The 18,851-nt window shown below is 61.7% G+C and carries 19 protein-coding genes; 8 read left to right on the top strand and 11 right to left on the bottom strand.

Features of this window, described 5'->3' with window-relative positions:
• Positions 1-9: 9 nt before the first annotated feature.
• Positions 10-762: a crotonase/enoyl-CoA hydratase family protein gene (locus PH552_RS23055; RefSeq protein ID WP_112341159.1), complete on the top strand. Its 753-nt coding sequence runs from the start codon at positions 10-12 to the stop codon at positions 760-762.
• Positions 763-929: 167 nt separating this feature from the next.
• Here the strand turns inward: PH552_RS23055 and PH552_RS23050 are convergent, their stop codons facing one another.
• Together PH552_RS23050 and PH552_RS23045 are read right to left on the bottom strand one after the other, a co-directional pair.
• Complete coding sequence (locus PH552_RS23050; protein WP_113251058.1) at positions 930-2,180, bottom strand: class I SAM-dependent RNA methyltransferase; 1,251 nt, start codon at positions 2,178-2,180, stop codon at positions 930-932.
• Positions 2,177-2,917 (bottom strand): TlyA family RNA methyltransferase, encoded by a 741-nt coding sequence (locus PH552_RS23045; protein ID WP_112341161.1) that lies wholly within the window; start codon positions 2,915-2,917, stop codon positions 2,177-2,179. Before PH552_RS23045 ends, PH552_RS23050 begins: the two co-directional genes overlap by 4 nt.
• Positions 2,918-3,028: 111 nt before the next feature.
• On the opposite strand from PH552_RS23045, the gene PH552_RS23040 reads away from it, so the two are divergent.
• From PH552_RS23040 to PH552_RS23030, 3 genes are all read left to right on the top strand, one after another.
• Positions 3,029-4,030 (top strand): DUF4424 domain-containing protein, encoded by a 1,002-nt coding sequence (locus PH552_RS23040; protein WP_183763294.1) that lies wholly within the window; start codon positions 3,029-3,031, stop codon positions 4,028-4,030.
• Positions 4,031-4,293: 263 nt separating this feature from the next.
• Entirely contained in the window at positions 4,294-6,252 is a 1,959-nt protein-coding gene (locus PH552_RS23035; protein ID WP_112341163.1) for a methyl-accepting chemotaxis protein, read from the top strand.
• Positions 6,253-6,540: 288 nt separating this feature from the next.
• Positions 6,541-7,578 (top strand): sensor domain-containing diguanylate cyclase, encoded by a 1,038-nt coding sequence (locus tag PH552_RS23030; protein ID WP_112341164.1) that lies wholly within the window; start codon positions 6,541-6,543, stop codon positions 7,576-7,578.
• Positions 7,579-7,616: 38 nt separating this feature from the next.
• Here the strand turns inward: PH552_RS23030 and dxs are convergent, their stop codons facing one another.
• The 4 genes from dxs to PH552_RS23010 form a co-directional block, all read right to left on the bottom strand.
• The gene (dxs, locus tag PH552_RS23025; protein WP_112341165.1) at positions 7,617-9,533 is read right to left on the bottom strand and encodes a 1-deoxy-D-xylulose-5-phosphate synthase; all 1,917 of its coding nucleotides are present in this window, start codon (positions 9,531-9,533) and stop codon (positions 7,617-7,619) included.
• Between the two features lie 125 nt (positions 9,534-9,658).
• Complete coding sequence (locus PH552_RS23020; RefSeq protein WP_112341166.1) at positions 9,659-10,582, bottom strand: pirin family protein; 924 nt, start codon at positions 10,580-10,582, stop codon at positions 9,659-9,661.
• Positions 10,583-10,653: 71 nt separating this feature from the next.
• Positions 10,654-10,905, bottom strand: a complete 252-nt coding sequence (locus PH552_RS23015; RefSeq protein ID WP_015339025.1) for an exodeoxyribonuclease VII small subunit — start codon at positions 10,903-10,905, stop codon at positions 10,654-10,656.
• A gap of 2 nt (positions 10,906-10,907) precedes the next feature.
• A complete protein-coding gene (locus tag PH552_RS23010; RefSeq protein WP_112341167.1) occupies positions 10,908-11,849 on the bottom strand; it encodes a histone deacetylase family protein in 942 nt (313 codons plus the stop codon).
• Positions 11,850-12,016: 167 nt separating this feature from the next.
• On the opposite strand from PH552_RS23010, the gene PH552_RS23005 reads away from it, so the two are divergent.
• Positions 12,017-12,418 (top strand): acyl-CoA thioesterase, encoded by a 402-nt coding sequence (locus PH552_RS23005; RefSeq protein ID WP_112341168.1) that lies wholly within the window; start codon positions 12,017-12,019, stop codon positions 12,416-12,418.
• A gap of 59 nt (positions 12,419-12,477) precedes the next feature.
• On the opposite strand, the gene PH552_RS23000 is transcribed toward PH552_RS23005, so the two are convergent.
• The 3 genes from PH552_RS23000 to PH552_RS22990 are packed head-to-tail and all read right to left on the bottom strand — an operon-like array spanning position 12,478 to position 14,343.
• A complete protein-coding gene (locus PH552_RS23000) occupies positions 12,478-13,035 on the bottom strand; it encodes a biotin transporter BioY (protein ID WP_183763297.1) in 558 nt (185 codons plus the stop codon).
• A 28-nt stretch (positions 13,036-13,063) separates the two neighbouring features.
• A complete protein-coding gene (locus PH552_RS22995; protein WP_112341170.1) occupies positions 13,064-13,666 on the bottom strand; it encodes an energy-coupling factor transporter transmembrane component T family protein in 603 nt (200 codons plus the stop codon).
• Positions 13,666-14,343, bottom strand: a complete 678-nt coding sequence (locus tag PH552_RS22990) for an energy-coupling factor ABC transporter ATP-binding protein (protein ID WP_112341171.1) — start codon at positions 14,341-14,343, stop codon at positions 13,666-13,668. The genes PH552_RS22995 and PH552_RS22990 overlap by 1 nt, the downstream gene beginning before the upstream one ends.
• Positions 14,344-14,450: 107 nt before the next feature.
• On the opposite strand from PH552_RS22990, the gene PH552_RS22985 reads away from it, so the two are divergent.
• Positions 14,451-15,641, top strand: a complete 1,191-nt coding sequence (locus PH552_RS22985) for a winged helix-turn-helix domain-containing protein (protein WP_112341247.1) — start codon at positions 14,451-14,453, stop codon at positions 15,639-15,641.
• Positions 15,642-15,726: 85 nt separating this feature from the next.
• Positions 15,727-16,779, top strand: a complete 1,053-nt coding sequence (locus tag PH552_RS22980; protein ID WP_112341172.1) for a dipeptidase — start codon at positions 15,727-15,729, stop codon at positions 16,777-16,779.
• 129 nt (positions 16,780-16,908) lie between these two features.
• Here PH552_RS22980 and PH552_RS22975 read toward each other — a convergent pair whose 3' ends face one another.
• On the bottom strand, positions 16,909-17,058 hold the full coding sequence (locus PH552_RS22975) for a hypothetical protein (RefSeq protein ID WP_181592298.1): 150 nt from the start codon (positions 17,056-17,058) through the stop codon (positions 16,909-16,911).
• A gap of 42 nt (positions 17,059-17,100) precedes the next feature.
• Here PH552_RS22975 and PH552_RS22970 point away from each other — a divergent pair, with 42 nt between their 5' ends.
• Entirely contained in the window at positions 17,101-17,631 is a 531-nt protein-coding gene (locus tag PH552_RS22970) for a GNAT family N-acetyltransferase (RefSeq protein ID WP_112341173.1), read from the top strand.
• A gap of 116 nt (positions 17,632-17,747) precedes the next feature.
• Here PH552_RS22970 and ribB read toward each other — a convergent pair whose 3' ends face one another.
• Positions 17,748-18,851, bottom strand: coding sequence for a 3,4-dihydroxy-2-butanone-4-phosphate synthase (gene ribB, locus PH552_RS22965; RefSeq protein ID WP_112341174.1), 1,104 nt, complete (start codon positions 18,849-18,851; stop codon positions 17,748-17,750).

The raw sequence follows: 18,851 nt of genomic DNA, 5'->3' as shown, positions 1-18,851 counted from the left end.
GGATATATGATGACCGACCATATCCTCATCGAACGCCCCGAGACCGCGCCGCAGGTCCAGGTCATCCGGTTCAACCGACCGGAAAAGAAGAATGCCATCACCCGCGAAATGTATCGGACGATGACCGCTGCGCTAACAGCAGCGGAGGACGCGGCGGATATCCGCGTTCATGCCTTCCTCGGCACGGAAGGCTGTTTTTCCGCCGGCAACGATCTGGCCGATTTCCTCGCCTTCGCCATGAGCGGCAATATGGGGCGCGAAGTGATTGATTTTCTCGTCGCGCTGGCGAGCACGAAGAAGCCGGTCGTCTCCGGCGTCGATGGCCTCGCGATCGGCATCGGCACCACGATCCATCTGCATTGCGATCTGACTGTTGCCTCCGACCGCAGTCTGTTCAAGACACCCTTCGTCGATCTCGCGCTGGTCCCCGAAGCGGCTTCGAGCCTGCTTGCTCCGCGCGTCATGGGGCATCAGCGCGCCTTCGCCCTGCTCGCCCTTGGTGAAGGCTTTTCCGCCGCTGACGCCAGGGAAGCCGGACTGATCTGGAAGGTAACGTCGGCGGACGCGGTGGAGGCCGAAACGCTGTCGCTGGCCGCAAAACTCGCCACCAAGCCGCCAGAGGCGCTTCGGATCGCCCGCGACCTGATGCGCGGGTCACCGGATTCTGTTCTCGACCGAATCCAGAAAGAAGCCGAGCATTTCGCCGCCCAGCTGAAAAGCGCCGAAGCCCGCGCGGCTTTCGAAGCCTTCATGAAGCGGTGAAGCTCACCCGCTCTCGTGCTTCGAGACGGCCCTTCGGGCCTCCGCATGAGGGCTAATCTCTGGCGCATCTCGATCGTGAGCGACTCCGCCCTCATGGTGAGGTGCGAAGCCCGAAGGGCGTAGCCTCGAACCACGAGGGTCGGCCACCCGACTTCTGGCGAAGAGAGCTACTTCTCCAGCGCCGCAACCACTTCGACATGCGAGGTCCACAGGAACTGGTCGATCGGCGTCACCCGCGTAATGCGGTAACCTCCCTCGACCAGAATGGCGAGGTCGCGGGCAAGCGTCAGCGGATTGCAGGAGACGGCGACGATCTTCTTGACCTGCGAGCGGGCCAACTCCTTGCACTGGAATTCCGCGCCGGCGCGCGGCGGGTCGAAGACGACGGCGTCGTAGACCTTCAGTTCCTGCGCCATCAAGGGTCGGCGGAAGAGATCGCGGCGTTCCACGGTGACAGGCTTCAGCCCCTGCGTGTTGCGCGCGGCGTGATCCAATGCGGCGAGCGGCTTTTCTTCACCTTCCACCGCATGCACCCGCCCGATCCGCGCCAGGCGAAGCGAGAAGGTGCCGCTGCCGGCGAAGAGATCGGCGATGCGCTTGGCCTTGCCGACATGGGTTGAGACCAGCTCGGCCATGGCATCCTCGGCCTGCTTGGTCGCCTGCGTGAAGGCGCCCGGCGGCGGTGCGACCGGCACGCCGCCGAAATCGATGATCGGCTTCACCGGTTCCACCAGGATCTCGCCGTTCAGCGAAAGGCGCGCGATGCCGCGAAGCGACAGCACCGTTTCGATCGTGCTGCGGCGCTGCTTGTCCGAAAGCGATTTGATGCCGTCGACGGCGAGATCGAGGCCGGTCTGTGTCTCCAAGACGGAAATGCGGAAGGCTTCGGCGTTAATGGCGATTGCGGCGGCGATCGTCTTGATCGCCGGCAGACGGGCCATGATGCCGGCCGAAGCGATGGGACATTCCTCGATGGCGACGATATGATGGCTTTCAGCCTGGTTGAAGCCGATCAGCATATCCTTTTCAGTCTTACGCGCGGCGAAGACGACCCGGCGCCGTTCGCCCGGATGCGCGGCGACGATATCGTCCACTTCAGGTGTCAGACCCTTCGACCGCAGGGCATCGACGACGAGCTGGCGCTTGAAGGCGCGATAGGGGGCGTCGGCATAATGCTGCAGGGTACATCCGCCACAGGTCCCGTTGACGCCATGCGGGCCGAAGTGCCGACAGTGCGGCTCCTGGCGATCCGGCGAGGCCGCCGTGATCGACATCAGCGTGCCCTGGCTCTTCACCCGCGCGATGGCGACACTTTCGCCCGGCAGCGTGAAGGGTACGTAGATCGGGCCATCGGCGCCCTGCGCGATGCCGTCGCCCTGGGCGCCGAGCTTCTGGATGGTAACGGTTTCGGTGCTCATGGCTTGATCCCTGCGAGAAGAAATTCCTGATTGCCGTCACCGCCAGCGATGGGCGAGGCGATGAGGCCGAGGCTTTGCCAGCCCATGTCTTCGGTGAACCAGCGCTCGAGTTCGGCCGCCACCGCCGGAGCGGAGGTGGGGTCCTTCAAGAGGCCGGCCTTACCGATCGCATCGCGGCCCGCCTCGAATTGCGGTTTTACGAGCAGTACCGCCCGCGCGCCCGGTTCGGCAAGCGCAAGGGCCGGCGCCAGCGCCAGCTTGAGCGAAATGAACGAGACATCGGAAACGACGAAGGAGAAGGGCTCGCCTATGTCCTCGGCGGTCAGATTGCGCGCGTTCAAACCCTCGATATTGGTCACGCGCGGATCGGCGACTATGCGCGGATGCATCTGGTCGTGACCGACATCGATCGCCGTGACATGGGAAGCACCACGCTGCAGCAGCACCTCGGTAAAGCCTCCGGTCGATGCGCCGACATCGAGACAATGCTGCCCTTGCGGATCGAGGCCGAAATGGTCGAGTGCCGCCACCAGCTTCAAGGCCGCACGTGAGACGTAATCCTGCGCGGGATCATCAATGCTGATCTGTGCGTCTTCGGTGAACAGCGCGCCGGGCTTCGTGACGATCCTGCCGTTCACGGTCACCGTGCCGCGCTGGATCGCATCGCGAGCGCGAGAGCGGCTGGCGAAGAGCGAAAGGGTGACGAGGAGCTGGTCGAGGCGTTGCGGTTCGGACATGGGCTGTCCATGCCGGGCAATGGGCCATGTTGCAAGCCCTTTATGTTGATATCGGCGTTGACGACGGATCGCAACCGGCCATAATCGCTGCAATCAACGGGCGAGGGCATCATGCGGAAGATCGGTGGCTATGCGGCGCTAATGGCGATGTTCGCCGTTCCGGCTATGGCAAATGACACGATGGCCGAGTTGAGGACGGGTGGTCTCGCCTATGTCCGCACTGGAGATATCAGCATGGCGCAGGAAAAGCTGTTCATTTCGGCGGAACAGGTCCGCGTCGATTACATCTTCGAAAATACCTCCGACAAGGATGTCGAAAGCGTCGTCGCTTTTCCGATGCCCGATATCAAAGGCGATATAGACAGTATGGTCGATGCAGGGAATGTCGATTCCGACAATTTCCTGGGTTTCACCGTGACGCAGGATGGCAAAGCCATCACGCCGACCTTACAGCAGCGCGTATCGGTCGCCGGGGTCGACATGACGGATGAGCTGAACGCTCGCGGTGTCCCGCTGCTGCCGCTGAGCAAGGCGGCGGCAGATGCTGTCGCCAAGCTGCCAGCCGACGTGCTCGACGATTGGACGGCCCGCGGCCTGATCGCCGATGACGAATACGACGCTGACGGTCAGGGCATGAAGCACCACCCAACGCCGATGTGGACGCTGCACACCACCTATTGGTGGCGCACGAGGTTTCCGGCCAAGGTGAAGATCGCGGTTGAACATCGCTACAAGCCCAGCGTCGGCGGCACCGTGGCGATCACCTTCGCCGGCGAGGAAGACTATCAGAAGCAGCAGCTGCAGGCCTATCGCGCCAAGTATTGTCTCGATGAGCCTTTCCTGAAGACGGCGACCAAGCTTGCCGCCGCAGTCGATAAGGGCGGGCGCGGCTATACCGAAAGCTGGATCTCCTATGTGCTGACGACGGGCGCCAACTGGTCCGGTCCGATCAAGCATTTCGAGCTGACGGTCGATAAGGGCAGTCCCGACAACTACATCAGCTTCTGCGGCAAGGATGTGAAAAAGACCGGCGCGACCACCTTCCAGATGACGGCGCAGGATTTCTATCCCGAACACGATCTGGATATTCTCATTCTCGCTGCCGTGCGGTGAATTAGAGCGGCCGGAAGACGAAACGCACCGTGGTTCGGCGGCATCTCAGTGCGGTTGCGCGGAGTTAAATAAATTTAAAGCCCGAGCCTCTACTGATGCCTGTGATTACGGTGATCGTTTTGAGATCATCGCCTGCCATGAAGGCTTCGCGCGTCTGCGTCCCAATCATGCCCCTCCCTGAATTCTTCGAGCATCGGTCGCGTTTCCTCCCAATCGCGGCCTAACGAGGCTCGCCAGGACCGGCGCTCAGGAGGCGCTCGCCCATGTTTGCGAAAAAACTCTCGCTGAATGGCAAGCTTGCCATCACGTTCACGGCATTGATCGCCATCTTCGCCTGCGTTTCCGCATTCGTCTATTCCAAGGAAGAAGCGTCGGCCGGTGCCGCCGCCGAGCAGACCAAGTCGCAGCAACTCGTCAGCCTGATCGACGACTCCCTGCAGGCGATGCTGGAACAGGCCGTCAATCTGCGCGGCTTCCTGCTGCTGCATAGCGAAAGCACCTATGGCGATATCTTCAACAATCGCGAGCGGATGCTGAAGAGCATCGCCAGCGCCAAGCAGATTGCGGCAGATTCCCCCGATCTGTTGCAGGCGATCGACAATATGCAGAAAGCCGCTGATGTCTATTTCCATCAGCTGGCAGAGCCGCAGGCCAAGGCACGCAAGGAAACCGAGATGCCGCTCGACCAGATCGTCAAGCTCGGGCAGAACGAAACCAAGGGCCAGCTCGATAGTTTCCGCGACGCCGCCGCCAAGATCAAGCAGGCCGCCCGCGCCAAGGCGAGCGATCTGGCAGCCATGCAGGATGACGCCAATGGCGATCTGCGCATGACGCTTATCGTCGGCGGCATCTTCGTATCGCTCGCCGCCGCCGTTCTCGCTTGGCTGCTGTCGCGCCTCATCGTGCGCCCGATCGTCGGCATGACCGCTGCGATGGGCCGACTGGCGAATGGCGAGCATGATGTCGAAGTCCCGGCCGTCGGCCGTGGCGACGAAGTCGGCCGCATGGCCGATGCCGTCCTGGTCTTCAAGCAGGCGGGGATCGAGAAGCTGCGCCTCGCCGGCGAGACCGAGCGCATGCGTGGCGATGCCGAGCGCGAGCGTCAGATGAATGACGAACAGAAGGCGCGTGAGGAGGGCGAGATCCGCTTTGCCATGGAAGCGCTCGCGGATGGGCTCTCCGCCCTGTCTTCCGGCAATGTCGCGACCCGCCTGCGCAACAGCTTTGCGCCGCAGTTCGACAGTGTCCGTAACGACTTCAACAATGCGGTGGAAAAGCTGGAAGCCGCTCTGCAGTCCGTCGGCCGCAATGCTTCCGCCATCAATGCCGGCGCCGACGAGATCCGCTCTGCAGCCGATGATCTGGCGCAGCGCACCGAACAGCAGGCCGCTGCCGTCGAGGAAACGGCGGCCGCACTGGAGCAGGTCACCATAACGGTCCGCGACTCCGCCAAGCGTGCCGAAGATGTCGGCCATCTCGTCGAGCGCGCCCGCCAGGGTGCGGAACGGTCGGGCGAAGTGGTTCGCAACGCCGTCTCGGCCATGCAGCAGATCGAAAAATCCTCGGGCGAGATCAGCAACATCATCAGCGTCATCGACGACATCGCCTTCCAGACCAACCTGCTGGCGCTGAACGCTGGTGTCGAGGCGGCCCGCGCTGGCGAGGCCGGCAAGGGCTTTGCGGTCGTTGCCCAGGAAGTGCGTGAGCTCGCCCAGCGCTCCGCCAACGCCGCCAAGGAGATCAAGGCGCTGATCACGACTTCAAGCGATCAGGTCAATACCGGCGTCTCGCTGGTCGGCGAAACCGGCAAGGCCCTCCAGTTGATCGTCTCCGAAGTGCAGGAGATCAACCGCCATGTCGGCGCGATCGTCACGGCGACCCGCGAACAGTCGACCGGTCTGCAGGAGATCAACACGGCCGTCAACAACATGGATCAGGGCACGCAGAAGAATGCGGCCATGGTCGAAGAACAGACGGCCGCAAGCCATGCGCTCGCCCGCGAAGCCGCGGCGCTCAACGAGCTGCTGCAGCAGTTCCGCCTTGGCAACTCCATTCAGGCGGCGCCCGCGCAGCCAACGCTTGCCCGACCCGTCGCGGCAACGGCGCGTTCGAAGCCGGCGGTGTCTCCGGCCCGCGCTCTCGGGCGCACGGTCGCCAAGGCCTTTGCCGGCAAGGCAACCGCTGCCGCTGCCGCGCCCCAGGACGATTGGGAAGAATTCTGATCGATCTCTGCGAATCGCTGCCGTTAACGTTCTCGGCCCGCCGCTTTGCGGCGGGCCGTTTCGTTTTTCATGGATGATACTATTCCATTGCCACAACTTGCCCAGTTTTGCTGGGGCAATGCGTCTCCCTTTCGGGGATAGGTTGTTTGAGCCGTGGGATCGTTCTCGCGCGCTGGTGAGTCATCCTTTCGGTCGAGATTTGTTAGATATTTTATCGGCGGCAGGGTTGCCCTGAGCGAAGAACCGCTAATTCCGTAAGTCGCACGCTGATCGCAGAGGGAGATTCGAATGGGACAGCTGGTCCGAGTTCCGGCCAATGAAACACAGAGGCTTTTGGCCGTACGGTCCCTGAATGCGATTCACAACAGCCCGACACCCGAGCTTGCGATCCTTGCCGAACTGGCGAGGAGTGTGTTCGAAACGCCCTATGCAGCCATCAATATCATCGATGAGGACTGGCAGCGCATCGCAGGGCAGGCGGGTTTGAAGATTGCCGAATGCTCGCGCGACATGTCGATTTGTACGCGGGTGGTGTTTGACGACGAACTGCTGGTCCTTCCAGATCTTATGGAGGAACCGGAGCTGAAGGCTGCCCCCTTCGTTCTCGATGATCCCTATTTCCGCTTTTATGCCGGCGCTCCGGTGCGACTGGAGAACGGCTTGCCCGTGGGTGCCTTCTGCGTTCTCGATCAGAAGCCGAGGCGGTTCTCTCCAGGCGAAGAAGAGAGTCTCATGCGGTTTGCACAGATTGCCAGTGCGCTTCTGCGGCTGCAGAAGTCAAACCTGCTGATGGGAATCGCCGAGAACAGCTTGCGGGCGGCTGCCATGACCGATCCGCTGACCCGTTTCTTCAACAGGTCGGCACTGGAAAACCTGGTTGATAGCGCATTGAGTTCAGCCATTGCTGCTGGCCGCCACTTCGGCGTTCTCTATCTCGACATGGACGGCTTCAAATCCATCAATGACCGCTTCGGTCATAATGTCGGCGACGAAGTTCTCTGTGAGGCGGCATCCCGCATCCGCTCTGTCATCCGCACCGATGACATCGTCGTTCGTATGGGAGGCGACGAATTCGCCATCTTCGTGCCGGACCCGACCGACAGGAGCGCGCTTGTCTCCCTGTCCGAGCGTTTGTTGGCTGCATTCCGAGCGCCATTCGCGGTAGAGGGCGTATCCGTCTCCGCACGATTGAGCATCGGCGCAGCACTGGCGCCGGATGATGGCGCGACACGTGCCTTGCTGTTGAGAAATGTCGATTCCGCGCTCTATCAGGCCAAGGCCGCCGGTCGAGACCGCGTGGCGATCTTCAACGGGCTCGATGGTTGACGACATCAGGCAGCCCCGGGGCCGCCTGATGTTTGCGTTTATCCAGCGGCTTCGACGATGCGGCCGTGGCCGAGCGTGCGGAATACTGTCTGCACGATGCCGGCACGGTCGAGACCGGCTCTGGCATTCATGGCTTCAGGCTTTGCCTGATCCATCCACATATCCGGCATGACGAGCGAGCGGATCTTCAGGCCATTGTCGAGCAGGCCCTCATTGGCGAGGAACTGCATGACCTGGCTGCCGAAGCCGCCGACCGAACCTTCCTCGACGGTGATCAGCATTTCATGGTGAGCCACGAGTTGTCGGATGAGGTCGTGATCGAGCGGCTTGGCGAAGCGCGCATCGGCGACCGTCGTCGACAGGCCGGCGGCATCGAGATCCTCGGCTGCGGCAAGGCTGTCGGCCAAGCGCGTGCCGAAGGACAGCAGCGCGACTTTCGAACCCTGCTTGACGACGCGCCCCTTGCCGATTTCGAGGATCTGGCCCCGTTCCGGCAGCTCGACGCCGACGCCTTCACCGCGCGGATAGCGGAAGGAAATCGGGCCGAGATCATAGGCGGCGGCCGTGCGCACCATATGCTTGAGTTCCGCCTCGTCGGCGGCGGCCATGACGACGAAGCCGGGCAGGGTGGCAAGAAAGGCGGTATCGAAGGACCCGGCATGCGTCGGTCCATCGGCGCCGACGAAGCCGGCGCGGTCGATCGGGAAACGGACGGGCAGGCCCTGGATCGCCACGTCATGCACCACCTGGTCATAGGCACGCTGCAGGAAGGTGGAATAAAGAGCGGCAAAGGGCTTGTAGCCTTCGGCAGCAAGGCCCGCGGCGAAAGTCACGGCATGCTGCTCGGCAATGCCGACGTCGAAACAGCGCTTGGGGAAGAATTCCTGCAGCTTGTCGAGGCCGGTGCCGTTTGGCATGGCGGCGGTGATACCGACGATTTTGTCGTCGAGGGTTGCCTCCTGGACCAAAGCGTCCGCAAAGACGCTTGTGTAGCTCGGCGCATTCGGCTTCACCTTCGTCTGCGCGCCGGTAATGACGTCGAACTTGTTGACGCCGTGATATTTGTCGGCAGCTGCCTCGGCCGGCGGATAACCCTTGCCCTTTTGCGTCACGACATGGATCAGCACCGGGCCTTGCGCATTGTCGCGCACATTGCGCAGCACGGGCAGCAGATGCTCGAAGGAGTGACCGTCGATCGGGCCGATATGATAGAAGCCCATCTCCTCGAACATGGTGCCACCGGTCACATAGCCCCGTGCGTGCTCGACTGCCCGCGTGATGGCGCGGTCGACCTTCTTGCCGAGATAGGCGGTCAGTTTCTTGCCGAAATCCCGGAAGCCCATATAGGTGCGGCCGGAGGCGAGGCGCGCGAGATAGGCGCTCATGGCCCCCGTCGGCGGGGCGATCGACATGTCGTTGTCGTTGAGGATGACGATCAGCCGTGCATCGAGCGCACCGGCATTGTTCAGCGCCTCATAGGCCATGCCGGCCGACATGGCGCCGTCACCGATGACGGCGATCACACGGCGGTCGGTATTATCGAGCTCGGCGGCAACCGCCATGCCGAGGCCGGCGGAAATGGATGTCGAGGAATGCGCGGCGCCGAAGGGATCGTACTCGCTTTCAGCCCGGCGCGTGAAGCCGGAAAGACCGTTTTCCTGGCGAAGCGTGCGAATGCGGTCCCGCCGGCCGGTCAGGATCTTGTGCGGATAACACTGATGCCCGACATCGAAAATCAGCCGGTCGTCGGGCGTGTTGAAGACGCTGTGGATCGCGATGGTCAATTCGACGACACCGAGGCCGGCGCCGAGATGTCCGCCGGTACGCGACACCGCATCGATCATCTCATCGCGGACTTCGCGGGCGAGTTGCGGCAATTCCCGGTCCTCCAGCTTTCGCAGGTCGGAAGGATATTGGACCCGGTCCAGCAGGGGCGTCTGTGGCATTTGTGTCAAGGCTGATGCCTCTTTCTTGCTATTCTTGGGCGGTGGTCCGCCTTTACGTCAAAACAGATTGCGACAAAAGGCGCCGAATTCAAGGTGCTCCCGAACAAGAAACATGTGGGAGTGTTATGAACCCGTTAGCCTTCCGGCAGGGGAATGAACTCTTCCTCGTCGCCCGGCACGATATCGAAGCGGCCTGTGCGCCATTCTTCCTTGGCCTTTTCGATGCGCTCCTTTGAGGACGAGACGAAATTCCACCAGATATAGCGCTTCGAATTGAGCGCTGCACCGCCAAAAAGCATGAGATGACAGCCTTTTTCGCCTGCCTCCAGCGTTATCGCATCGCCGGGACGGAAGACGAGGAGCTGATCCTGCTCGAAACGGTCGCCCGCGACGATGAGCGAACCGGAGAGAATATAGAGGGCCCGCTCCTCATGCGCTGACCCAAAAGGAAACGTCGTATTGGGCTGAAGCTGCAGATCGACATAGAGCGTGTCGGAGAAGGATTTCACCGACGATTTCAGACCCTCGAATTCGCCGATGACAACGCGCCCGGTCACGCCGCCATCGGCGATCACAGGCAGCTCGTCCTTCTCGGTGTGGGCAAAGGAGGGATCGATCTCCTCCTTGTCGTCGGGGAGCGCCAGCCAGGTCTGCAGGCCGGACATGGCGAAAGGGTGATCGCGCAGGTTCTCCGGCGTGCGCTCGGAATGCACGATACCGCGCCCGGCCGTCATCAGGTTCACGTCGCCGGGACGGATCACCTTGGCCGTGCCGAGGCTGTCCATATGGCGGATCTCGCCGTCGAAGAGATAGGTGACCGTGGAAAGGCCGATATGCGGATGTGGGCGCACATCGAGCGCCTGGCCCGGCCGTAAAATCGCAGGTCCCATGCGGTCGAAGAAGATGAACGGTCCTACCAACCGGCGCCGGCTGCTCGGAAGCGCGCGCCGCACGGAGAAGCCGCCAAGGTCGCTGGTGCGCGGAATGATAAGGTTCTCGATCGCATCGCAGGCGAAGGCATCGCCGGCCTGAGGATCGTTGCCTGGGAAGAATGACATGAAGGCTCTCCTTTCGGTTGGGGCTCAACCTATCGGGAATGCGTGCCAAACTCAAATTTCCCGTTTTGATCCTATGCGCCGTCCAGCGCTTCCGTACCCTGTGGCTTGCCGGCGCGGTCGAGCCGGATCTTCTCGATGCGGTTTTCCGCCGCTGAAAGCAACGCTTCGCAGTGCTTCTTCAGCGCTTCGCCGCGCTCGTAGATCGAGATGGATTCGTCCAGCGCCACATCGCCGCGCTCAAGCCGGGCAACGATGCTTTCAAGCTCCGCCACAGCCTTCTCGAAGGAATAGCCCGAAACATCTGCCTTGGCGTTCTCGCTCATCGTCAACCTTTCATCATGCGTAGAATATGCATCCCCGCCGACTCGGCGAGACCTTCCAGATCATAGCCGCCTTCGAGCAGGCTGACGACCCGGTTCTTGGCGCTGCGGTCTGCAACTTCGAGCAGCCGCCCGGTCGCCCAGTCGAAATCCTCGCCCGTTAGGTTCAATTGCGCCAGGGGATCGCGGTGATGGGCGTCGAAGCCGGCCGAGATGATGATGAGATCGGGGCTGAAGTCGGCGAGCGCCGGCAGGATGCGCGACTTGAAGGCCTCTCGGAAATGATCGCCGCCGGTATTGGGAGAGAGCGGCGCATTGACGATGGTATTGTGGGTGCCACTTTCATCCTTCTTGCCGGTGCCTGGATAGAGCGGCATCTGGTGGGTGGAACAGAAGAGCACGGACGGATCGTCCCAGAAAATATCCTGAGTGCCATTGCCGTGGTGCACGTCCCAGTCGACGATGGCGACGCGCTCGGCGCCGTGGGCCTTTTGCGCATGGCGGGCGGCGATTGCGGCATTGTTGAAGAAGCAGAAGCCCATGGCCTTGGTCTTCTCGGCATGGTGCCCCGGCGGACGGGCCGCGACGAAGACATTGTCGGCCGCACCGGAAAAGACGTCGTCGACCGCCGCCATGGCTCCGCCGACGCCGTGCATGATTGCCTGCAACGTCTTCGGGCTGGCATAGGTATCGGCTTCGAGCTGGTTGATCTCGCCGTCGTCGCCTCTGTCCGGCATCGAACGCAGCACGAACTCCAGATGCTCCTCGGGATGCGCAAGCAGGACTGCATCCTCGTGTGCGGCAGGCGCTTTCCGCCGGTCCAGTCGCTCGAAATTCGGATGCTCCAGCGCGATATTCAGCGAGCGCAGCCGATCCGGCCGCTCCGGGTGGCCAGGCGGAACAATATGTTCCAGGAAGATCGGGTGTTCGTAAAGACGTGTGCTCATGGGGCCAATCTATAAATGAGGTGTGACGCCTATTACAGGACATGGACCATGTCACTACAATGTCAACAATCCATCTTAACCACTTTGGCGTGGCGCCGTTTACTTATCGAGGCGCGGTGTTAAGCTTTCATTAAGGCGAGTATGGCGTCGGCCAGGGTTATTGCGTGATGGCGAGAGCAGAACGATCCGATGTCGTCGAGGTAAGGGTGCCGCCGCGCGATGTCGACCGGCACGGCCAGATGTTTGTCGCCTCCTATATCTCTCAGGCAGAAACGGCGCTCTCGAATTTCTGGCGCACCCGGCCGCTGGTCGAGGACGAACCGCTCTACATCGCCAGGAAGGCATCCTGTTCGCTGCACCGGGCCTTGCACTATGACGATCTTGCCCGCTTTTCGATCAGCGTCAACAAGATCGGCGGCAAGTCGATCGGCTTCATGATCATGGTCGAAACCGGCAACGAACTGGCGGCGGAAGTGGAAATTCTCTGGCTCGCGGTCCGTGGCGATGAACACGATCCGGCGCCGCTGCCGGAAGACACGCGCGACTGGCTCTATAAATACCTGACGTAAGTCACGCTGAGACGCACGTCGCTGCCGTAAAACCGCCGCGCATTTTTAGGCGACGTGCCCTAGCTCCGCTGCGGCAGAAGCGGATAGCCGACCATGACGGCACGGCCGACGAGAGCCGCGACGACGGCCTTGATGACATCTCCCGGCACAAAGCCCAAGGACCCGAGAAACGCCTTGCTGAAACCGATATTGATCGTCAGCCAGGCGATGCCGAACGCATAGAGCACGACCACGCCGCCGATGACGGCAGCGATGAAGAAGCCGACGCCCTGAACGAGGCCGCTCTGTTCCGGCTTTACCAGCCTCTCCGAGAAATAGCCGGTGACGAAGGCCGCGAAGATCCAGCCGACGAAGAAGCCGGCCGTCGGGCCGGCGAAGACGGCAAGGCCACCGCGACCGCCCGACAGCACCGGCAGGCCGATGCTGACAAGGACGACCACCAGCAGCACCGCGATCGCCCCGCGCTTGGCGCCGAGCACGACGCCGGCTAGCATGACGCCGAGCGATTGTGCCGTGATCGGAACCGGAATGATGCCGATCGGGATGAGCGGCAAGAGCCCGAGCGCCACGATGATGGCGGCAAAAAGTGCCGAGAGGACGAGATCGCGGGTGTTCATGGCGGCTCCTTCCGAAAAAGATCTATGTTCATTGACGCCGAATGCCGCGCGCGTCAATCGCGGCGGCGATATTGTCCGCATCGCGCAGCGTCAGGATGATCAGCGGCGCGAGCGTGGTCGCCAGGCGAACCTTGATCCCGCGCGCCTGATGCGCCTCGCGGATCGCACGGTAGCGATCGAGGATCTCGGGGACGAACCGGATGACGAGGCCGATCGCCAATCCAATATCGGCGGCCTTCAGCAGGCCGAACTTTTGGAGCGGCATGGCAAGCGCCGTGATCTCGTCGATGAAAGCAGCCATCGATGTCGTCGCCGTCACCGTGGCGGCAAACAATGCGAGCGCGGTCAATCGCAGGGCGGTGACGATGGCGGCGTGCAGCGGGCCGACGAGTGCGGCGAAGACGGCGAGCACGGCAATCGAGATCAGGATCGGCCGCAGCCGCTTCAATGCGTCTCGGATCGGCAGGCCACTGCGGAAATAGAGGCCGGCGCCGACAAGATTTGCACAGGCAAGCACCGCGACGGACTGCGTCAGGAAAAGCAATACGCCGAATGCAGTCAACGTGAGGAGCTTTACGCGCGGCGAAAGCCGGTGCAACCATGTATCGACATCGACATGCAGCGTCTGCATCAGCCTGCCATCCCCCTGTAGCGAGCGATCGCCTCCTCTGCCGGAGCGTCGGCGACGAGCCGGCCCTGGTCGAACAAAAGCACCCGCTCGAAATCCTCGAGCAGGGGCAGATCGTGGCTGATGACGATGATGCTTTCCGGCAGCTCCATCATGGTCTTCCGCACGAGCGCCCGGTTCTTGAGATCGAGCTGGTTGGTCGGTTCGTCGAGAATGAGGATATCGGGTCCGGTCACGAGTACAGAGCAGAGCGCGGCCATCTGCAGCTCGCCACCGGAAAGCTCATGCGCCCGCCGCGCGCCGAGATGGCCGACGCCAAAGCGGCCAAGAATACCCTCGACCGCCGCCTCGATTTGCGTCTTGTCATATCCGCGCGCCTTCAGCCCATAGGCGATATCGTCGCGCACGATGGGCAGGATGATCTGGTTCTGCGGCGACTGGAAGATATAGCCGACTTTTCCAAGCACCTCGCTGGCGTTGCCGACCGTGTCGAGCCCATCGACCAAGACGCGTCCCGTCGTCGGCTTGACGAGCCCGTTGATCAGCCGCGCGAAGGTCGTCTTGCCGGAGCCGTTGAGGCCGATCACCCCGATGCGGCGCTCCTGAAGCGTGAGATTCAAAGGAAACAGCGCAGTGCGCGTGCCATAATCGACGCCGGCGTTGTCGAAGCGGATATCCAAGCGCTTTCCCTGTTCAACAGTGTGATCGCGGAGCTATAGCGCATCGCTTCGATTTATCAAATCAGGGCCTCTTTGAAAGCATGGGAATTTATGCCTATGATCCGCTTATGACGAATCTGCTTTCGAATCGTGATGCCCGCCGCGTGTTTCTTGCCAAACAGGGGCTTGCCAATCCGCCCAACCGCGCCTTGACAAAGGCGGGGCTGCTGCAGCTCATCCATGACATCGGCTTCGTGCAGGTGGACAGCATCGCAACCGTCGAGCGCGCCCATCATCAGATCCTGTTTTCGCGCAACCAGACCTATCGGCGCGAACATCTGACGGAGCTTCTGGAAAAGGATGGCGCGCTTTTCGAGAACTGGACGCATGATGCCTCGATCCTGCCGAGCGCCTTCTTCGTCTATTGGAAGCACCGCTTTCGCCGTGAAGAGGAGGCGATCATTGCGCGCTGGCGCAAATGGCGCGGAGAGGGGTTCGAGGCGGCTTTCGAGGAAACCTACGAGCGCGTGCTGAAGAACGGCGCCATTACCGCCCGCGAGGTCAAGGCGGAGGATCACGTCTCCGGCGGCTGGTGGAACTGGCACCCGAACAAGACGGCGCTCGAATATTTCTGGCGCACCGGCAAGTTCGCCATTGCCGGCCGCACCAATTTCCAGAAGGTCTACGATCTCGTCGAACGCGTCCTGCCGGCCCATTTCCATGAGCCGGAAGTGGAGCATGACGAATTTGTCGATTGGGCTTGCCGCAGCGCGCTGCAGCGCCTCGGCTTTGCCACCTCGGGCGAAATCGCCGCTTTCTGGGATCTGGTGACGCCGCAGGAGGCCAAGAGCTGGGTCGAGACCCATCGCGACGAATTGACCGATGTGCTGATCGAGCCTGCCGGTGGCGGCAAGCCTCGACCCTCCTTAGCTTTCCTCGACTTTCATGACACGCTCGATAGTCACGCCGAAGCGCCGGCGCGCATCCGCGTTCTCAGCCCCTTCGATCCCACGCTACGCGATCGCAACCGCACCGAACGCCTCTTCGGCTTCTTCTACCGCATCGAGATTTTCGTGCCCGAGCCGAAGCGCGAATATGGCTACTATGTCTTTCCGCTCCTGGAAGGAGACCGTCTGATCGGACGGATTGACATGAAGGCCGACCGCAAGGCGGGAACACTGGATGTCAAACGCCTGTGGCTGGAACCGGGTGTCAAAGCATCTTCCGGCCGGCTGGAGAAGCTGGAAGCAGAGCTGGAGCGCGTTGCCCGTTTCACCGGTGTCGAGAAGGTTGTGTTTCTCGACGGCTGGCGAGAATGACCGATATTCCTTGTTCGGGAAATCGCCTGCGGATTGCGTTGACGGGAGAGCGAAGCGGCCTCTGATCTATGGGAACTGCGATCGCATGGACACTATTCGGATTTTCGATGGGCATAACGACGCGGTCCAGTTCATGCTGGATTATAGACCTGACGGCCGCGATTTTCTGGTTCGGTCCGAGGCCGGGCATCTCGATCTTCCGCGAGCACTCGAAGGCGGCTTGGCCGGCGGATTATTCGCGATGTATGCCGCGCCGGAACATAAGCCGGTGGACGATCTGACGATCACCCATGATGGCTACGAAGTCCGCTATGCCGAGGCCCTGCCTCCGGACCATGCCCACCGGCAAATCGACGGGCAGCTTTCGGCCATAAGGAAGCTGATCGGGCGCTCGGGTGATAGAATCCGTCTGGCAACGAGCGTCAGCCAGATCGAGGCGGCTCGATATGACGGCGCCTTTGCCATTGTGCTCCATATGGAAGGCGCCGACGCAATCGGCCCCGATCTCGCCTATCTGGATAGCCTCTATGATGCCGGCCTTCGGTCCCTGGGTATTGTGTGGAGCCGTCCGAATATCTTCGGCTATGGCGTTCCATTCACCTATCCGAGATCGCCCGATACCGGACCCGGCCTCACCGATTTGGGAAAGGATCTGGTTAGAAGATGTAACGAGCTGGGGATCATGATCGATGTTTCCCATCTGAATGAGCGCGGATTTTGGGATGTCGCCGCATTGAGCACCGCTCCGCTCGTCGCCACGCATACCTGCGCCCATGCCATATGTCCGTCGACCAGGAACCTGACCGATCGGCAATTGGACGCCATTCGAGATACAGGCGGCGTCGTCGGGCTGAATCTTGCCGTCAACGATATCCGCGCGGATGCCAATCTTGACGAGGACACCCCGCTCGAAGCGGTCATCCGCCAGATTGACCATCTCAGCGCCCGCATCGGCGCGGATGGGGTCGCGCTCGGATCAGATTTTGACGGAGCGGTCATGCCTCGTGAGATCGGAGATGCAAGTGGCCTGCCACGCCTCATAGAGGCCATGAGCAAGAGCGGATTCGATGAACAGGCTTTGCGAAAATTCGCCTATGATAATTGGCTTCGCGTATTCGGCCGCACGTGGCGGAATTGATCCCAGGCTTTGTCACCTCCCCCTTGAGGGGGGAGGTCGCCGCGTAGCGGCGGGTGGGGGTGATCGTGTGGAGCATCACCCCACCCCGGAGCTACGCTCCGACCCTCCCCATCGAGGGGAGGGTGGAAATCAGCAGATTTCCGTTGTGGCGATCTTGATGCCGAAGCTTTCGAGGCCGACATAGTGCCGCTCAACACTTGCAAGCTGCAGCAAAACCACTTCTATTAGTTCGGATGCAGCGCGTTTCAGACCGCCACCTCTGGTGGAGGGCATGCTCATGGGGGCGAATAGTCGGAGGAGCACCTGAAAACGGAGGGTTCGTTGTCGTCACCAATTCTCGAGGGCAGAAATGTCAGGCTCCGCCCGCCGTGTGCCGACGACGCCGAAGTGCGCTTCGCTTTGGGTACGAATGCAGAGATCGCGGAGATGTATGGCGTCAACAAGGAGGACATCAAGCCCGTCACCCGGGAGGGCGCGGCGCGATGGGTTCAAGGTATTGCCGATCACCTTCACGCATGGGTCATCGAAATCGACGGCGCCTTTGCCGGCGTGATCAGATTGGACAACGTCAATCGCCAGGACCGGCGCGCGACGATGGCAATCGGGATTTATGATCCGGCGTTGCTTGGCAAAGGCTTTGGCACGGAAGCGATTGCGCTTCTGCTGGATCACGCCTTTGGCGAGATGAAGCTGCATCGCATCGGAATACGCGTGCTCGCCTACAACAAGCGCGCCATCCGAGCCTATGAAAAATGCGGCTTCGTCGTTGAAGGAAGGGAGCGGGAGACCGCTTACGTCAATGGCAGCTGGCACGACGACATCATGATGGGCCTGCTGGATCGCGAGTTTTAGGTACCTCCCCCTGGAGGGGGGAGGTCGCCGCGCAGCGGTGGGTGGGGGTGATCGTGTGGGGCATCACCCCACCCCGGAGCTTCGCTCCGACCCTCCCCCTCGAGGGGAGGGTGGAATCAGCAGATTTCCGTCGTGGCGATCTTGATGCCGAAGCCTTCGAGACCGACATAGTGCCGTTCGCGGCTGGTGAGCAGCTTGATCGAGCTGACACCGAGATCCTTCAGGATCTGTGCGCCCAGCCCGATTTCCAGCCATTCGCTGTCGCGCACCTGTGCCTCGGCATGGCTTTCGCGTTCAGCCTGGCGCGCCTTGCGGCCATTGTCGAAATGACCGACACCGACGGAACCTTCGCGCAGGTAGACGATGATGCCGCGGCCTTCCTCGGCGATCTTCTTCATGTAGAAATCGACCGGACGGCGTTTGCCGAACAGATCCTCGGCGACGCTTTCGGGATGCAGGCGCACCGGGATATCGACGCCGTCGCGGATATCGCCGAAGACGACGGCGAGATGCTGCATCGGGTCCCAGGGCAGCGAATAGGTATGGGCGCGTGCCTTGCCGAATGGCGTTTCGATATCGAAGCTGGTGCCGAGCTCGATCAGTGTTTCCTTGCGCTGGCGATAGGCGATGAGGTCGGCGACGGAGACGAGCTTCAGCCCGTGCTGCTCGGCGAATTCGACCACCTGCTGGCCGCGCGTCACCGTGCCGTCGTCATTGACGAGTTCGCAGATGACGCCGATCGGCGGCAGGCCGGCAAGCTTGCAGAGATCGACGGCGGCTTCCGTATGACCGGAGCGCATCAACACGCCGCCTTCGCGGGCAACCAGCGGAAAGATGTGGCCGGGACGGACGAAATCCGCCGGGCCGACATTCGGGTTGGCGAGGTTGCGCACGGTCAGCGTCCGGTCGTCGGCGGAAATGCCTGTCGTCGTGCCGTGCTTGAAATCGACGGAGACGGTGAAGGCCGTGGTATGGGCGGAGTCGTTTTCCGCCACCATGGCGTTGAGGTTCAGCCGTTTGGCTTCCTCGCGCGGCATCGGCGTGCAGACGATGCCGGATGTGTGCCGGACGATGAAGGCCATCTTGTCCGGCGTGCAATGAACAGCGGCGACGATCAGGTCGCCTTCGTTTTCGCGGTCGTTATCGTCCATGACGACGACGATCTCGCCGGCTTCGAAAGCCCGGATGGCATCGACAACACGCTTCTGGTCGTAAGACAT

It is taken from the genome of Rhizobium aureum, assembly GCF_030182495.1.
In the GTDB taxonomy this organism is placed as follows: Bacteria; Pseudomonadota; Alphaproteobacteria; order Rhizobiales; family Rhizobiaceae; genus Rhizobium; species Rhizobium tropici_C.
Note: the sequence above shows the minus strand (reverse complement) of the source record. Positions and strands in the feature narration are given on the sequence as shown.

What these genes read in the sequence shown, in the direction of transcription:
- PH552_RS22975 (WP_181592298.1), bottom strand. Translation starts at nt 17,058, where the DNA reads ATGAGCATGCCCTCCACCAGAGGTGGCGGTCTGAAACGCGCTGCATCC.
- PH552_RS22995 (WP_112341170.1), bottom strand. Translation starts at nt 13,666, where the DNA reads ATGCAGACGCTGCATGTCGATGTCGATACATGGTTGCACCGGCTTTCG.
- PH552_RS23045 (WP_112341161.1), bottom strand. Translation starts at nt 2,917, where the DNA reads ATGTCCGAACCGCAACGCCTCGACCAGCTCCTCGTCACCCTTTCGCTC.
- PH552_RS23030 (WP_112341164.1), top strand. Translation starts at nt 6,541, where the DNA reads ATGGGACAGCTGGTCCGAGTTCCGGCCAATGAAACACAGAGGCTTTTG.
- PH552_RS23055 (WP_112341159.1), top strand. Translation starts at nt 10, where the DNA reads ATGACCGACCATATCCTCATCGAACGCCCCGAGACCGCGCCGCAGGTC.
- PH552_RS23010 (WP_112341167.1), bottom strand. Translation starts at nt 11,849, where the DNA reads ATGAGCACACGTCTTTACGAACACCCGATCTTCCTGGAACATATTGTT.
- PH552_RS23005 (WP_112341168.1), top strand. Translation starts at nt 12,017, where the DNA reads ATGGCGAGAGCAGAACGATCCGATGTCGTCGAGGTAAGGGTGCCGCCG.
- ribB (WP_112341174.1), bottom strand. Translation starts at nt 18,851, where the DNA reads ATGTCTTACGACCAGAAGCGTGTTGTCGATGCCATCCGGGCTTTCGAA.
- PH552_RS23000 (WP_183763297.1), bottom strand. Translation starts at nt 13,035, where the DNA reads ATGAACACCCGCGATCTCGTCCTCTCGGCACTTTTTGCCGCCATCATC.
- PH552_RS23040 (WP_183763294.1), top strand. Translation starts at nt 3,029, where the DNA reads ATGCGGAAGATCGGTGGCTATGCGGCGCTAATGGCGATGTTCGCCGTT.
- PH552_RS23035 (WP_112341163.1), top strand. Translation starts at nt 4,294, where the DNA reads ATGTTTGCGAAAAAACTCTCGCTGAATGGCAAGCTTGCCATCACGTTC.
- PH552_RS23015 (WP_015339025.1), bottom strand. Translation starts at nt 10,905, where the DNA reads ATGAGCGAGAACGCCAAGGCAGATGTTTCGGGCTATTCCTTCGAGAAG.
- PH552_RS23050 (WP_113251058.1), bottom strand. Translation starts at nt 2,180, where the DNA reads ATGAGCACCGAAACCGTTACCATCCAGAAGCTCGGCGCCCAGGGCGAC.
- PH552_RS23020 (WP_112341166.1), bottom strand. Translation starts at nt 10,582, where the DNA reads ATGTCATTCTTCCCAGGCAACGATCCTCAGGCCGGCGATGCCTTCGCC.
- PH552_RS22980 (WP_112341172.1), top strand. Translation starts at nt 15,727, where the DNA reads ATGGACACTATTCGGATTTTCGATGGGCATAACGACGCGGTCCAGTTC.
- PH552_RS22985 (WP_112341247.1), top strand. Translation starts at nt 14,451, where the DNA reads ATGACGAATCTGCTTTCGAATCGTGATGCCCGCCGCGTGTTTCTTGCC.